Origin of the sequence: Clavibacter sp. B3I6, assembly GCF_030816895.1 — a bacterium.
Lineage (GTDB): Bacteria > Actinomycetota > Actinomycetes > Actinomycetales > Microbacteriaceae > Clavibacter.
Window position 1 is genome coordinate 2,377,826 of sequence record NZ_JAUSYL010000001.1, and the last position, 14,461, is coordinate 2,392,286.

At 75.2% G+C, this 14,461-nt stretch carries 15 protein-coding genes and 1 pseudogene; 8 read left to right on the forward strand and 8 right to left on the reverse strand.

The genetic code is table 11. From position 1 onward, the window contains the following. Positions 1 to 11: 11 nt before the first annotated feature. The 3 genes from QFZ62_RS11505 to QFZ62_RS11515 all read right to left on the reverse strand — a co-directional run bounded on the left by QFZ62_RS11505 (position 12) and on the right by QFZ62_RS11515 (position 1,986). Entirely contained in the window at positions 12 to 1,298 is a 1,287-nt protein-coding gene (locus QFZ62_RS11505; RefSeq protein WP_307505780.1) for a uracil-xanthine permease family protein, read from the reverse strand. 105 nt (positions 1,299 to 1,403) lie between these two features. Beyond that, on the reverse strand, positions 1,404 to 1,805 hold the full coding sequence (locus tag QFZ62_RS11510) for a hypothetical protein (RefSeq protein WP_307505783.1): 402 nt from the start codon (positions 1,803 to 1,805) through the stop codon (positions 1,404 to 1,406). Next, on the reverse strand, positions 1,789 to 1,986 hold the full coding sequence (locus QFZ62_RS11515) for a helix-turn-helix transcriptional regulator (protein ID WP_307505786.1): 198 nt from the start codon (positions 1,984 to 1,986) through the stop codon (positions 1,789 to 1,791). The genes QFZ62_RS11510 and QFZ62_RS11515 overlap by 17 nt, the downstream gene beginning before the upstream one ends. Before the next feature lie 92 nt (positions 1,987 to 2,078). Here QFZ62_RS11515 and QFZ62_RS11520 point away from each other — a divergent pair, with 92 nt between their 5' ends. The 4 genes from QFZ62_RS11520 to QFZ62_RS11535 all read left to right on the forward strand — a co-directional run bounded on the left by QFZ62_RS11520 (position 2,079) and on the right by QFZ62_RS11535 (position 6,860). After that, complete coding sequence (locus QFZ62_RS11520; protein WP_307505789.1) at positions 2,079 to 4,061, forward strand: M13 family metallopeptidase; 1,983 nt, start codon at positions 2,079 to 2,081, stop codon at positions 4,059 to 4,061. Positions 4,062 to 4,071: 10 nt separating this feature from the next. Further along, positions 4,072 to 4,980: a serine hydrolase gene (locus QFZ62_RS11525; RefSeq protein WP_307505792.1), complete on the forward strand. Its 909-nt coding sequence runs from the start codon at positions 4,072 to 4,074 to the stop codon at positions 4,978 to 4,980. A gap of 73 nt (positions 4,981 to 5,053) precedes the next feature. Then, positions 5,054 to 5,806 carry a histidine phosphatase family protein gene (locus QFZ62_RS11530; protein WP_307505795.1) on the forward strand — a complete coding sequence of 251 codons (753 nt, stop codon included), beginning with the start codon at positions 5,054 to 5,056 and terminating at the stop codon, positions 5,804 to 5,806. Between the two features lie 70 nt (positions 5,807 to 5,876). Then, complete coding sequence (locus tag QFZ62_RS11535; protein ID WP_307505797.1) at positions 5,877 to 6,860, forward strand: 1,4-dihydroxy-2-naphthoate polyprenyltransferase; 984 nt, start codon at positions 5,877 to 5,879, stop codon at positions 6,858 to 6,860. A 55-nt stretch (positions 6,861 to 6,915) separates the two neighbouring features. On the opposite strand, the gene QFZ62_RS11540 is transcribed toward QFZ62_RS11535, so the two are convergent. Together QFZ62_RS11540 and QFZ62_RS11545 are read right to left on the reverse strand one after the other, a co-directional pair. Then, positions 6,916 to 7,197 (reverse strand): DUF1905 domain-containing protein, encoded by a 282-nt coding sequence (locus QFZ62_RS11540; RefSeq protein WP_307505800.1) that lies wholly within the window; start codon positions 7,195 to 7,197, stop codon positions 6,916 to 6,918. A gap of 89 nt (positions 7,198 to 7,286) precedes the next feature. Further along, on the reverse strand, positions 7,287 to 7,661 hold the full coding sequence (locus QFZ62_RS11545; RefSeq protein WP_307505803.1) for a DUF4229 domain-containing protein: 375 nt from the start codon (positions 7,659 to 7,661) through the stop codon (positions 7,287 to 7,289). Between the two features lie 136 nt (positions 7,662 to 7,797). On the opposite strand from QFZ62_RS11545, the gene QFZ62_RS11550 reads away from it, so the two are divergent. Continuing rightward, positions 7,798 to 8,214, forward strand: coding sequence for a PLD nuclease N-terminal domain-containing protein (locus QFZ62_RS11550; protein WP_307505805.1), 417 nt, complete (start codon positions 7,798 to 7,800; stop codon positions 8,212 to 8,214). 81 nt (positions 8,215 to 8,295) lie between these two features. Beyond that, a complete protein-coding gene (gene menD / locus QFZ62_RS11555; RefSeq protein ID WP_373425977.1) occupies positions 8,296 to 9,981 on the forward strand; it encodes a 2-succinyl-5-enolpyruvyl-6-hydroxy-3-cyclohexene-1-carboxylic-acid synthase in 1,686 nt (561 codons plus the stop codon). A gap of 38 nt (positions 9,982 to 10,019) precedes the next feature. Here the strand turns inward: menD and QFZ62_RS11560 are convergent, their stop codons facing one another. Further along, the gene (locus QFZ62_RS11560; RefSeq protein WP_307505809.1) at positions 10,020 to 10,145 is read right to left on the reverse strand and encodes a hypothetical protein; all 126 of its coding nucleotides are present in this window, start codon (positions 10,143 to 10,145) and stop codon (positions 10,020 to 10,022) included. A 184-nt stretch (positions 10,146 to 10,329) separates the two neighbouring features. Next, positions 10,330 to 10,920: pseudogene (locus tag QFZ62_RS15630) on the reverse strand (NAD-dependent epimerase/dehydratase family protein); the annotation flags it as partial. Between the two features lie 185 nt (positions 10,921 to 11,105). Between QFZ62_RS15630 and QFZ62_RS11570 the strand changes: the two are divergent. After that, positions 11,106 to 11,711, forward strand: coding sequence for a TetR/AcrR family transcriptional regulator (locus tag QFZ62_RS11570; protein WP_307505814.1), 606 nt, complete (start codon positions 11,106 to 11,108; stop codon positions 11,709 to 11,711). A gap of 85 nt (positions 11,712 to 11,796) precedes the next feature. Continuing rightward, positions 11,797 to 13,179: an MFS transporter gene (locus QFZ62_RS11575; RefSeq protein ID WP_307505817.1), complete on the forward strand. Its 1,383-nt coding sequence runs from the start codon at positions 11,797 to 11,799 to the stop codon at positions 13,177 to 13,179. Here QFZ62_RS11575 and QFZ62_RS11580 read toward each other — a convergent pair. After that, the gene (locus QFZ62_RS11580) at positions 13,176 to 14,450 is read right to left on the reverse strand and encodes an isochorismate synthase MenF (RefSeq protein WP_307505820.1); all 1,275 of its coding nucleotides are present in this window, start codon (positions 14,448 to 14,450) and stop codon (positions 13,176 to 13,178) included. The two genes, QFZ62_RS11575 and QFZ62_RS11580, sit on opposite strands and share 4 nt — an antisense overlap. Between the last annotated feature and the right edge of the window lie 11 nt (positions 14,451 to 14,461).

Consider the following 14,461-nt stretch of genomic DNA (forward strand, 5'->3'; position numbering starts at 1 on the left):
CTCGGCCGCCGCTAGTCGGTCCCGCGCAGCCGCGCGACCGTGTGCATCACGTGGTAGACGACGATCGCGGCGATGGTGCCGAGCGCGATGCCGTTGAACGAGACGGTGCCGAGCGTGAAGGTGAAGGGCGCGATCGCGACGATCAGCGCGGTCGCCGCCGTGAGCTGGTTGACCGGCTTCGAGAAGTCGACCCTGTTGTCCATCCAGATCTTCACGCCGATGATCCCGATGAGCCCGTACAGCGCGGTGGTCACGCCGCCGAGCACGCCCGCGGGGATCGTGTTGATGACGGCGCCGACCTTGGGGGAGAGGCCGAGCAGCACGGCGAACGCGCCCGCGACCCAGTACGCGGCGGTCGAGTAGACGCGGGTGGCCGCCATCACGCCGATGTTCTCGCCGTAGGTGGTGGTGCCGGATCCGCCGCCGAGGCCCGCGAGCACGGTCGCCAGGCCGTCGGCGAGGAGCGCGCGCCCGGTCAGCTTGTTCACGCTCCCGTCGGTCATCTGCGCGACCCCGCGGATGTGGCCCACGTTCTCGGCGACGAGCACGAGCACGACGGGAAGGAACGCGGGCAGCAGCGCCCAGAACTGCGGCGTGATCTCCGGCGCGGTGAACTCCGGCAGCCCGATCCACGCGGCGTCGGCGATCGCCGAGAAGTCGACCTCGCCGCGGATCACGGCCACGACGTACCCGATGACCACGCCGAGCACGATGGAGAGACGGCCGAGGATCCCGCGGAACAGCACGGTGGAGAGGATCACGGCGGCGAGCGTGATGGTCGCCGTCACCGGCGCCTGCTCGAAGTTGTCGCGGGCCGCGGAGGCGAGGTTGAAGCCGATGAGCGCCACGATCGCGCCGGCGACCACGGGCGGGAGCAGCGCGTCGATCCAGCCGGTGCCCGTGAGCTGCACGATGCCGCCGACCACCGCCAGCAGGATCCCGACCGCCACGATCCCCGCGAGCGCCGCGCCGATGCCGCCGCCGCCGCCCGACGCCGTAGCCGCGTTGGCCGCGAGGATCGGCGCGATGAACGCGAACGACGACCCGAGGTAGCTGGGCAGCCGGTTCCGGGTGATGAGGAGGAAGAGGAGCGTCCCGATCCCGGAGAAGAACAGCGTGGTGGTGGGCGGGAACCCCGTGAGCACGGGCACGAGGAAGGTCGCGCCGAACATGGCGACCACGTGCTGCATCCCGAGCCCGATGGTGCGCGGCCAGGTGAGGCGCTCGCCGGGGCCGACGACCGCGGAGGCGTCCACCGCCTTGCCGTCGCCGTGGAGGGTCCAGATCTGTCGGGCCATGCTCGCCTGCTTCCGCGCGGGTGTGTGGGGAGACGCCCCGATCCGCGAGCGTACCGACGCCGTGTTGCGGCGGCGTTTCGGCGGGCGGATCCGGCTCGATCGGCTTCAGCTCCGGCGGACGACCACCGAGTTCGCGATGCCCCACACCACGGCCAGCGCCATCGTCTGCCCGAGGATGAACCCGTCCACACGGCCCATCAGCGTCGTGACCACGAAGGCGGCCACCGAGATGACGAGCGCCGCGACGCCGACGACCGCGAAGCCCTGCTGCGCCAGCCGCCCGTCCCGCTCGTCCCGGTACTCCAGGCCGTTGATGCGCGTGACGTCGCGCGCTCCCGGCCGTGCCGCGTAGAGGGCGCCGGCGAGCCCCAGGATGCCGAAGGCCGCCAGCAGGATGGCACCCGGCACGTTGGCCGTGACCGCGCAGACCAGCGCGCCGCCCAGGAACACGGACACCAGCAGCACGTTCACGCGGGAGATCCCGCGCCGTTCAGTCGTCTTCGACATGGAAGACCTCCTCGACGGTCCGGTGGAAGAAGCGGGCCGTCTTCACGGCGAGCCCGAGCGACGGGTCGTAGCGGCCCGTCTCGATCGCGTTGACGGTCTGGCGGGAGACGCCCAGCGCGTCGGCGAGCGCCTGCTGGGAGAGTCCGGCGGCCGTCCGGAGCTCCCTCACCTCGCTGCGCATGGATGACAAGCTAGCTTGACGTCGACGGCGTGTCAAGCGCGCTTGACACAGCTCCGGGCGGCGGTCCGGCGAAGGCGCATAGGCTCGTGCGCATGAGCGCCGAGACACCTCCGACCGGGATCCGCACCGACGAGCTGGACGAGGGGGTCCGGCCCCAGGACGACCTCTACCTCCACGTGAACGGCCGCTGGCTCGACCGCACCCAGATCCCCGACGACAAGGCCCGCTGGGGCTCGTTCCACCAGCTCGCCGAGGCGGCCGAGGAGGCCGTGCGCGTGATCATCGAGGAGGCCGTCGACGCCGCGCCCGGCACCGAGGAGCGCAAGTCCGGCGACCTCTTCACGAGCTTCATGGACGAGGAGCGGGTCGAGTCGCTCGGCATCGAGCCCATCCGCGACCAGCTCGAGGCGGCGGCCGCGGTCACCGACGTGCCGTCCTTCCTCCGCACGCTCGGCGAGCTCGAGCGGACGAACGTGAGCGGCCTCCTCGGCCTCTTCGTCGACAACGACCCGGGCGATCCCGAGCGCTACGTCGTGCAGGTCGAGCAGGGCGGCATCGGCCTCCCCGACGAGAGCTACTACCGCGAGGAGGGCCACGCCGGCATCCGCACGGCCTACCGCGCGTTCGTCGAGCGCATGCTCGGCCTCGCGCAGCTCGACGACCCCGCTGGACGCGCCGACCGGATCCTCGACCTCGAGACCCGCATCGCCGCCGCCCACTGGGACAACGTCCGCACCCGCGACAGCCAGGCCACCTACAACCTCGTCACGTGGGCCGAGCTCCGCGAACTCGTCCAGAAGCCGGCCGGCGCGGACCTCGACGTCTGGCGCGACGCCCTCGAGGTGCCCGAGGGCGCCCTCGACGAGGTCGTGCTCCGCGAGCCGAGCTTCGCCGAGGGCCTCGGCGCGCTCCTCACCGCCGACGAGATCCCGGCGCTCCGCGACTGGCTCACCTGGCAGGTCGTCCGCTCGAACGCGGCGCTCCTCCCGACGGCCTTCTCCGAGGCGTCCTTCGACTTCTACGGCCGCACGCTCACCGGCGCGCCCGAGCAGCGCGTGCGCTGGAAGCGCGGCGTCTCGCTGGTCGAGGGATCCATGGGCGAGGCCATCGGCCGGATCTACGTCGACCGCCACTTCTCCCGCACCGCCAAGGCCGAGATGGACGTGCTCGTCGGGCACCTCGTCCAGGCCTACCGCGACTCCATCTCCGGCCTCGACTGGATGACGGCGGAGACCCGCGGGCGTGCCTTGGAGAAGCTCGACAAGTTCACGCCGAAGATCGGCTTCCCGGACCGCTGGCGCGACTACTCGGCGCTCGAGATCGACCCGACGGACCTCGTGGGCAACGTGCGCGCGACCGCCCGCTTCGAGACGCGCCGCGAGCTCGCCAAGATCGGCGCGCCGCTCGACCGCGACGAGTGGTTCATGACGCCGCAGACCATCAACGCGTACTACAACCCCGGCTTCAACGAGATCGTGTTCCCGGCCGCGATCCTGCAGTTCCCGTTCTTCGACGAGGCGCGCGACCCGGCCGCGAACTACGGTGCGATCGGCGCGGTCATCGGCCACGAGATCGGCCACGGGTTCGACGACCAGGGCTCCCGCTACGACGGCGACGGCCGCCTCACCGACTGGTGGACCCCGGCCGACCGCGCGGCGTTCGAGGAGCGCACGGCGTCGCTGATCCAGCAGTACGACGCGCTCGTGCCCGCGCAGCTGACGGCCGAGGGCGCCCCGCACGTCAACGGCGCGCTCACGATCGGCGAGAACATCGGCGACCTCGGCGGCCTCTCCATCGCGTGGAAGGCGTACCTCCTCTCGCTCGAGGGCGCGGAGCCGCCGGTGATCGACGGCCTCACGGGCGCGGAGCGCTTCTTCCTCTCCTGGGCGCAGGCCTGGCAGCAGAAGGGCCGCGACGCCGAGGTGATGCGCCTGCTCGCCATCGACCCGCACGCGCCGAACGAGTTCCGCTGCAACCAGATCGTCCGCAACATCGACGCGTTCTACGAGACGTTCGACGTGCAGCCGGGCGACGGCCTGTGGCTCGACGAGGAGGCCCGCGTCACCATCTGGTGACGCGCGGCCGATGGCGCCCACCGGCGAGGCTCCGCGACGCCGCCCCCGGCACACCGGGGGCGGTGTCGCGCGCCACCGCGGGCACGAGCCCGTGCTCGCGTTCCGGCCGGCCTTCCGTGCGCTCGGCGGCCTGGCCCTCGACGGGATGCGCGTCGCCGCCCGCGCCGTCGACCTCGACTCCGGCGACGTCGTGCTCGCCGTCGACGATCACGTGGCGCTGCCCGCCGCCGGCCTCGGCCGCGTGCTGCTCCTCGTGGAGCTGTCGGCGCGCATGACCTCGGGCGACCTGTCGCCGCTGCACCTCGTCGACCGCCGGCCGGGCGACGAGGGCGGCACGGCGGGCCTGTGGCGCCACCTCGTGGTGCCGTCGCTGCCCGTCACCGACCTCGCGTCCCTCGTCGGCGCGACCGGCGACGCCGCCGCGACGAACGCGCTCCTCGGCCTCGTCGGCCTCGACGCGGTGCGCACGCGCGCCGAGTCGCTCGGCCTGCGCCGCACGGCCCTCCTCGACGAGGCGCGCGGCAGCCGCGGGCCGGACGACGCCCCGCAGCTCTCCGTCGGGTCCGCCCGCGAGCTCGCGTCGCTCTTCGCCTCGCTCGTGCACGGCGAGGTGGTGGACGAGGAGACGAGCACGCGCGTGGTCGGCTGGCTCGCGCTCAACACCGACCGGTCGATGGTCGCGGCCTCCTTCGGGCTGGACGCGCTCGTCAGCCGCGGCGGCGAGCACGGCATGGCGCTCGTCGACTGCACGGGCGTCGACGCGGGCGTGCGCGCGGAGGCGGGCGTGCTCCGCGGCCCGCGCGGCGCGGTCGCGTACGCGGTCATGGTGCACTTCGACGACGCGGACCTCCGCGCCCGGCTCGCCGTGCGCGACGCCCTGGGCGTGGTCGGGCTCGACCTCCTCGAGCACGTGCACTGAGCCCGTCGGATCCGCGGGCGTAGAGTCGGATGTCGTCCGACCCCCCCCGCCCGGACGACGGAGGAGACCCCGCATGACCGGCATGAACCCCGCCACCGCCAAGCGCCTCGCCCGCGACGACGTCGCGCCGATGTACGCGGAGGTGGACGCCGCCATCGCCCGCGCGGAGATCCCCGGCACCCCCGAGTGGCAGGAGAAGGTGCGCGGCCGCATCGTCATGGTGCGCCACGGCCAGACCGAGTGGAGCGTCAACGGGCGCCACACCGGCACGACCGACATCCCCCTCACGGAGACCGGCGAGGAGCAGGCGCGGGCCGTCGGCGCCGTGCTCGCGGGCACGGACTTCGGGCTGGTGCTCGCCAGCCCCCGGTCCCGTGCGCTCCGCACGGCCGAGCTCATCGGCTACCGCGAGCAGGCCGAGGTCGACGACCGCCTCGTCGAGTTCGACTACGGCGCGTACGAGGGCCGCACGACCGCCGACATCCAGTCCGAGCGCGGCCACTGGGACCTCTGGACCGACGGCGTGCCCGCGGGCGACACCCCCGGCGAGACGGCCCAGCAGGTCCGCGACCGCGTCCTCCAGGTCCTCGAGCGCGTGCTGCCGGTGCTGGAGTCCGGCCAGGACGTGCTGCTCGTCGCGCACGCCCACGTGATCCGCGCTCTCGCCGTCGCCTGGGTCGGCCTGCCCCCGGAGGCCGGCGGGATCCTCACCCTCTCGACCTCGACGCTCAGCGAGCTCGGCTTCGAGCACGGCCGCCACGCGATCATGCGCTGGAACTGCCCCGCCACCGGCTGGGCGCCGTCGCCCGCGGGCGGCAGCCGCTAGCGCTCGGCATCGGCCCGGCGCGCCCCGTCGGCGCGGCCGCGCATCGGCCCGCCGCGTAGGATCGCCCCTCGTGGCACAGAAGAAGAAGCGCACCCGCACGGCCCCCTCGTCCTCCGCCCGCACCCGTCCGGGATCCCCGGCGAAGGCGCGCTCGGGGAACCCGGCCCAGGTCCGGAAGGCGACGGCGCGGGACTGGATCTCCGGCGCCCGCATCCGCACCCTCCCGCTCGCCGTCGCCCCCGTCGCCATCGGCGCGGGAGCCGCCCGCGCGATGGGCCCCGACGAGGGCGTCGACCTCGGCCTCGCGCTCCTCTGCCTCGCCGTCGCGGTGCTGCTGCAGGTCGGCGTGAACTACGCCAACGACTACTCCGACGGGATCCGCGGCACGGACGCCGTCCGCGTCGGCCCCGCCCGCCTCACCGGATCCGGCGCCGCGAAGCCCCGCACCGTGCTCACCGTCGCGCTGGCCTTCTTCGGCCTCGCCGCCGTGGCGGGTCTCGTGATCGTGCTGATCACCGGCCACTGGTGGCTGCTCGCCGTGGGCGCCGTCGCGATCGTCGCGGCCTACTACTACACCGGCGGGAAGAAGCCGTACGGCTACGCCGGGCTCGGCGACGTGGTGGTCTTCGTCTTCTTCGGCCTGGTCGCGACCGCGGGCACGCAGTTCATCCTCATCGGCCGGATCACGGGCGAGGGCTGGCTGGGCGGCGTCGCGGCGGGCGGCTTCGCGTGCGCGGTGCTCATGGTCAACAACATCCGCGACATCGAGCAGGACGGCAAGGTCGGCAAGCGCACCCTCGCGGTGCGTCTCGGCCCGCGCGGGTCGCGCATCGTCTACTGCGTCGAGATCGCGATCGCCTACGCGGTCGTCGTCTTCTTCGGCCTCTTCTACCCGAGGTCGCTGCTCGTGCTGTTCACGCTCGTGCTGGCGCTCCCGGCCGCGATCATCGCGTGCACCGGCCGCACCCCCAAGGAGCTGATCCTCTCCCTGCAACTCACGAGCATGGCCGCCCTCACGTTCGGACTCGGCCTCGGGGCGGCGTTCGCGTTCTGAGCGGGCACGCGCCGATCGGTGCCGCAGGACGGCGCCGGCGCGGTCCGTCCGGCGGTCAGGTCAGGCGCTCGGTGAGGTGGACGGCGACCGGATCCCCGACGTCCTTGCCGAGCCTCCTCCGCAGCCCCGCGCTGATGGAGAGCATGTGACCACCCGTGCCGGTCGGCAGGAGGCCGGCCGTGAGCGGCTCGCCGTCCACGGTCGCGACGACCTTCACCGCCTTGCCCGTGCCGAGGAGCTCGACCGAGCCGGGCACCTCGACGCAGGACCAGAGGTCGCCCTTCACGGTGACGCCGATGGGCGCCGTGAAGGCGAGGTCGAGGGGGCCGGCGCTCACGGGTGCGGATCCTCCTCGACATGGTGGCTGATGCGGGCACGAGCGTACCGGGAGCCGGTGCTTCGGCTCCAGCCCCCGAGGGGACCGCGTCAGCTGCGCTCGCCCTCGCCGTCGGCGCGCGGGGTGGCAGCGCCCGAGCCGCCCGAGGCGCCGGCGTCGCGCGCGGCGGCGTCGGGGGATCCCGCTGCCCGTGCCCGGCGCTCCGCGGCGTCGACCGCGGCGTCCTCGGAGTCGTCGTCCGCGACGGGCTTGCGTCGGCCCGCGGCGACGGCCTCGAGGTCCCGTGCCATCGCCTCGCGCTGGGGGCGCAGGAAGATGTACGACCCGCAGAACGACACCACCGCGCCGATGACGGCGGCCAGGGGCCAGAAGTCCGGGCTCACCGCGACCACGAGGCCGAACGGGACGGCGAACAGGAGGATGCGGACGACGGTGTAGACGAGCCAGTAGCGACGGGAACTCACCGGGTCAGCATAGGTCGGACGGCTGGGCGGCATCCCGGCGGTCCTCGCGTCGCCGCCCCGCGCGTGCCCGACCCGCGCCCCTTCCCGCTCGCTGGACGCCCGGCTGCCTCCCCGGTTGCGGAGCTACCATCGGGAGATGCCCCGCCTGCTGATCGGTCTCGCCGTCGTGATCGTGTTCTTCACGGTCTTCGTCATCGTGGACACCTCCCTGACGCCGCGGACCCGCATGCGCGGGCTCCCGAAGCCCGCTTGGATCGCGGTGGTCGTCCTGGTGCCCCTCATCGGCGGCATCCTCTGGCTCACGATCGGCAAGGACCGCACGGACCTCGCCCGGGCCTCCGGCCGCCGCCTCGGTCCGGACGACGACCCCGACTTCCTCTCCGGCCTCGGCCGCACGCGCTCGGAGGAGGAGCGGATCCGCCGCCTCGAGCAGGAGCTCGCCGACCTCGACAGCGACGGGCCCGACAGCCCGCCCGCCCCGGGCGCGCCCGGCGGATCCCCGCGCCCCAGCCCGGACGACGACGACCGCGCGCCGGGCCGCCGGGACGCCTGACCGCCGGTGACCACGACCGACTCCCGCCCGTCCTCCACCGCACCCCGCACCGGCAACCCGTCCACGGACCGCGCCGTCGCGATGCTGCTCGCGCTCGTCCGCGAGGGCGTCACCGACGTGGTGCTGTGCCCCGGATCCCGCTCCCAGGCCCTCGCGCTCGTCGCGGCCGAGCTGGAGCGCGTCGAGGGCGTGCGCCTGCACGTCCGCATCGACGAGCGCGCCGCCGGGTTCCTGGCCCTCGGGCTCGGCGTCGAGTCCGGCCGTCCCGCGCCCGTCATCACCACGTCCGGCACCGCCGTCGCGAACCTGCACCCGGCCGTCCTCGAGGCGTGGCACTCGGGCGTCCCGATGCTGCTGCTCACGGCCGACCGGCCCGCCGAGCTCCGCGGCATCGCGAGCAACCAGACCACGCGCCAGCCGGGGATGTTCGGCGACCGCGTCGTCGGCGTCGACGTGCCGGCGCCCGAGGAGACCGACGACGACCTCGCGCGCGACGCCGTCATCGCCCGCGACGCGTACCGCCGGGCGCGCGACGAGCGGACGCCCGTGCACGTGAACGCCGCCTTCCGCGATCCGCTGAGCGTCCGCGTGCCGGACCTCGCCGCGGCGGCCGCGGAGGCCCGCGCCGCTGCCGAGGCCGACGCTGCCGAGGCCGCCGCCGGTGCCGCCGCCGCGGACCCCGCCGACGTCCTCGACCTCCCGCACGGCCCGCGCACGCTCGTGGTCGCCGGGCACGCCGCGGGCGAGGCCGCCGAGGCGCTCGCGCGCGCCGGGGGCTGGCCGCTCGCCGCCGAGATCAGCAGCGGATCCCACTTCGGCCCGAACCTCGTCGTCTCCTTCCGGGAGCTGCTCGCCCGCCCCGGCTTCGGCGACCGCGTCGAGCGCGTGGTCGTGTTCGGGCATCCCACCCTCACGCGCGAGGTCCCGCTGCTCGTGGGGCGCGACGACGTCGAGGCGATCGTCGTCGGATCCACCGGCGGCGAGGACTACGACCCGCGCCACCGCGTCACCGCCCACCCGGCCGCCGTGCGCGTGGTCGGCGAGCCCGCCGATCCGACCGAGGCCCGCCGTTGGCTCGGCACCTGGGTCACGGAGAGCCGCGCGATCCTCGACCAGGCGACCGACGCCGACGCCGCGCCGCTCGTCCCGGCCGGCACCACCCCCGCCGAGCGCCGCGAGTTCGCGCGCGCGGAGCTCGCCGCCGTGCGCGCCGACGTGACGCGCCGGCACCTCGTGCGCGCCGTGTGGCAGGCCACCTGGCCGCACGACCGGCTCGTGCTCGGGGCGTCGCGCCTCATCCGCGAGGCCGACCGCGCGCTCCCCGGCAAGCGCGTGCGCGTGCACGCCAACCGCGGCCTCGCCGGCATCGACGGCACCATCTCCACCGGCCTCGGCGTCGCGCTCGCCTCGCAGGCCGGATCCGGCACCTCCGCCGCGGGCGTCACGCGTGTGCTCGTCGGCGACCTCACGCTCCTGCACGACGTCGGCTCGCTGCTGCTGGGCACGGGCGAGCGGGTCCCGCGGATCCAGGTCATCGTGGGCAACGACGGCGGCGGCACGATCTTCGACGGCCTCGAGGTGTCGCGCACCGCCGCCCCGGACGCCATCGACCGCGTCATGTTCACGCCCCAGCGGGTGGACCTCGCGTCCCTCGCGCGCGCCTACGGCTGGACGCACCTCCGCGCGGCGACGCACGGCGAGCTGGAGGCGGCGCTCACGACGGCGTCCGAGGCGCCGCTCCTCATCGAGGTGCCGCTGGTCCGGTAGCGGGCGGACCGCCCCACGGCCTGCTCGGACGCAGGCGGTCAGGACGTGTAGTGCCCGGCCTCGATGTCGCCGAGCAGGGTCGGGCCGGTCGGCTCCCAGTCGACGAGACGACGGGTGGCGACGTTGGAGGCGGGCTGGTCGCCGCCGAGCAGGGCGCCGAACACACCCAGCTGCTCCGGGTCCACCGCCGAGGGCGGGCAGGCCGGTCAGCCGCCCGATGGCCTCGGCGACGTCGCGCATCGCCACGCCCTCCTCGCCGACGGCGTGCAGCACGGATTCGGCCGGTGCCGTCTCCAGGGCGATTCGGAACAGGCGCCCGGCGTCGCCGATGTGCACCGCCGGCCACCGGTTCGCGCCGTCGCCGACGTAGGCGGCGGTCCCGAGCCGGCGGTCCAGGCCGACGAGCGCGGCGATGAGGCCGTTCCGGTCGCCCTGCCCGTGCACGGTGCGCGGCATGCGCACGAGGCCGGAGCGGATGCCGCGCTGCGACAGGGCCAGCACCGCCCTGGCCGTGCGGGAGCGCACCCCGGCGGGGCCCTGGGGATCCAGCTCGTCCTGCTCGGTGGCGAGCTGCCCGAGGCTCGTGGGGGTGCCGGACGCGGCGAAGAACGCCCTGCCCGTGCCCTCGAGCGCGTCGCCGATCCTCGCGACGAGGCGCACCTCGTTCTCGACGGCGGCGTCGAACGCGTCGAAGTCGAGGGTGAACGCGAGGTGCGCGGTGGCGTCGGCGGCCAGCGCCTCGGCGACCAGCAGGTCGTGATCGGCCATGTCGCCCCTCACGGGGGCGGCGCCGATCCGGCGGACCCTCTCGGCGGAGGCGTCCGAGCGGACCAGGCCGCGGACCTCGTGCCCGGCGGCGACGAGCTCGGTGGTGAGGGCGGTGCCGATCCAACCGGCGGCCCCGGTGACGAATGCGCGCATGCGAGTGCTCCTGTCCATGACGGGGTCACCGCGATCTGCCGCGCCCCGGACGAGCCCATCCCGGTGATGTGACTCTGATGCATCACGGTACACCTGATGTGACTCAGTCCCGTCATTCGGCGGTCGTGAGATCGGAGTCCGGGACAGCTTGGGCGGCTGAGCGCGCTAAGGATGCGACGCGGGCGCATCACTAGACTCGATGCATGGCGCGATGGGAACCGGATACGCGCGGCCGCCTCCTGCGCGCCGCCGTCGAGCTGTTCGTCGAGCGCGGCTACGAGGCCACCACCGCGGCGCAGATCGCCGACCGCGCGAACGTGACCAGGACCACGCTCTTCCGGCACTTCGCCGACAAGCGGGAGATCCTGTTCCAGGGCCAGGACGAGCTGGTCGCGCTCGCCGCCGACGGGGTGGCAGCCGCCCCGCGCACGAGCACGCCCTTCGAGGCGCTCCACGCGGGGATCCTGCCGCTCTGCGCGGTGCACACGGAGGACCGCCGGGTGATCCGGCAGGGCCTCGCCTCCGTCATCCCCGCGAGCCCGGAGCTGCGCGAGCGCGCAGTCCACAAGCGATCCGCCGTCACCGACGCGCTCCACGCCGCACTCTCGGACCGGCTGGGCGACGGCCGCCAGGCGGGCGTCCTCGCGGACCTCGGCGTGCGCGCGTACTACGACGGCTACGCCGCCTGGATCCTCGCCGAGGAGAGGGAGCCCCTCGCCGAGGTGGTCCGCGCCGAGCTCGAGGCGGCGGAGTCCGCCCTGGTCCGCGTGGCGTTCTCGACGCTGGCGGCGTCCGCGCCGCGCCCCTGACGGCGCCGGGGTCGTCGCGGGGCGTGGTCCGCTCGTCTCGGAGCGCACGCTCGACACCCGCGCCCTCGGCGTGGTCGGATGGCGGGTGCCCGCCGACGAGACCGACCTCCGCCGCCCCGGCACCGGGCGCGACCGCGGATCCGGCGACGGCGTGGCCGCGAGCCGCCCGCCGCCGCCCGCCCGCACCGGCTACCTCGCCGTGCTGGCGCTCCCCGGTGCGCTGCGCGTGTTCCTCCCGGCGATGCTCGGCCGCCTCTCCTTCGCGATGGTCGCGCTCGCGCTGCTGCTCCTCGTCCAGGCGCGCACCGGTTCCTTCGCCGCCGCCGGCCTCGCGACCGGCGCGTTCGGCCTCGCCAACGTCCTCGCGTCGCCCGTGCGTGCGCGACTCGTGGACGCCCGCGGCCAGCGTCCCGTGCTCGTGGCGCTCGCGGTCGTCCACGCGCTCGGGCTCCTCGGGGTGCTCGCCGTCGTCCGCGTCGGCGCCCCGGTCGCGGTCGTCGTCGCAGCGGCCGCACTCGCCGGGCTCGCGATGCCGCCGCTGGGCGCCGCCATGCGCGTCGTGTGGGCGGCGCTCGTGCCCGACGCGCGGATGCGGACGCGCGCCTACAGCCTCGACGCCGTGGGGGAAGAGGTCCTCTTCACCGTCGGGCCGCTCATCGTGGCGGCGCTCGTCGCGATCGCGGATCCCGAGGTCGCCGTGCTCGCGTCGGCCGCCGCGAGCGTGGGCGGCACGGTGGGGATGACGTCGTCGCCCCTCTCCCGGGCGCAGGGCGCACGGCCGGCGCCGCCGCTGGACGCGCGGCGGGAGCAGGCGGTCCGCCGTCGGTCGGCGGATCCGCTCCGCCAGCCGCTCGTGATCCCCCTGCTGGTGACGCTCCTCGGGGTCGGCGCGGTGCTCGGATCCGTCGAGGTCGCGGTCGCGGCGCTGGCCGCGCGCGCGGACAGCACGGCGCTCGCGGGCCCGCTGCTCGCCGCCTTCGCCGCGGGCAGCGCGGTCGGCGGCCTGGCGTACGGGACGCGCGCGTGGCGGTCGCCCGCGCGGATCCGCCTGGTCGTGCTCGTGGCGGCGATGCTCGCGGCGACGGCCGTGCTCGCGGTGGTCGCGGCCCGGATCCCCGCCGCGCCGGATGCGCTCGCCCTCCTCCTGCTCGGCGCCGCGCTCGTCCCCGTCGGCCTGTTCCTCGCGCCGGCGATGGTGTCGGGATACCTCCTCGCCGACGAGCAGACCGAGCCGTCGGTGCGCACGGAGGCGTCCGCGTGGGTCAACACCGCGGTGAACACGGGTGTCGCGCTGGCGGCGGCTGCGGTCGGCGCGGTGGTGGACGCGGCGGGTCCCGTCGCCGGGATCGCCGGAGGCGCGCTCGCGGCCGTCGTGCTGCTCGGCGTCGCGGCTCCCCGCCTGCTCCGCCGACGGACGGAACCAGCAGCGGAAGCGGCACCGGAGCGCACGTCCGGAGGCGCCTCCTAGCCGAGCGCCTCCACGACGGGCCGGAACTTCATCGCCGTCTCGGCGCGCTCCCGCTCGGGGTCGGATCCCGCGACGATGCCGGCGCCCGCGTGCGCGACGATGGCGCCCGACGGGTCCACCTGGGCCCCGCGCAGCGCGATGGCCCACTCGCCGTCGCCGTCGGCCGCGACCCAGCCGACCGGGCCCGCGTACCGGCCGCGGTCGGCGGGCTCGAGCTCCGCGATCAGCTCCAGCGCCGCGGCGGTCGGGTGCCCGGCGACCGCGGCGGTCGGATGCAGCGCGCCCACGAGGTCGAGGGAGGAGGATCCGTCGCCCAGCGTCCCCGTGACGTCGCTCGCCAGGTGCCACAGGTTCGGCAGCTTGAGCGTGAAGGGCGCGTCGGTCGTCCGGAGGTCGCGGCTGTGCGGGCGGAGGGCGTCGAGGACGCTGTCGCGCGCGAACGCGTGCTCCTCGTTGTCCTTGGGGGAGGCGGCGAGGCCGGCGGCCGCCGCGGCGTCGGCCCGCGCGTCCGTCCCGCGCGAGACCGTGCCCGCGAGCACGCGGGCCCCCACGGTGCCGCCGCCGACGCGCACGAGCGTCTCGGGGCTCGCGCCGATGAGGCCGTCGACCGCGTAGGTCCAGCAGTCCGGGTAGCCGAGCGCGAAGCGGCTGAGCGCGAGGCGGAGGTCGCCGCCGAGGGGCAGGCGGCCCACGAGATCGCGCGCGAGCACGACCTTCTTGAGGTCGCCGGCGGCGATGGCGTCGACGGCGCGCGCGACGGCGGCCTGGTAGTCGTCGGGGCCCATGGATCCCGGCCGCAGGTGCAGGCGGTACTCGGCACCGGAGCGCTCGGGCACGGGGATCGCGCCGGCGGCGAGCGCGTCGAGGGGGGAGGCGACGTCGTCGTCCTCCCGGTCGGCCAGGCGGATCCGCGTCACCCACGACACCCCGTCGCGCCGGCCGACGACCACGCGCGGCACGACGAGCACGCTCGCGGCCTCGGAGTCGTCGGCGAAGGCGAAGGCGCCGAACGCGATGAGGCCGCTGCCGGGGATCCCGAGCGGATCCGCCACGGTCGCGGCCGCGGCGACCTCGCGCCACGCGGCGGCGGCGTCCCGCACGCGGTCGGGCCCGCGGAACTCGAGCCGGAGCGCCTCGCCGATGCCGCCCATCCCGGATCCGTGCCGCAGCCACAGGAGCGGGTGGCGGGCGTCGAGGAGGGGGACGAGCCGGGCGATGGAGTCGACGGGGGTGGTGTCGACGAGGAGCGCTCGGACGCGGGTTGCGGTCACGGATGCCAGCC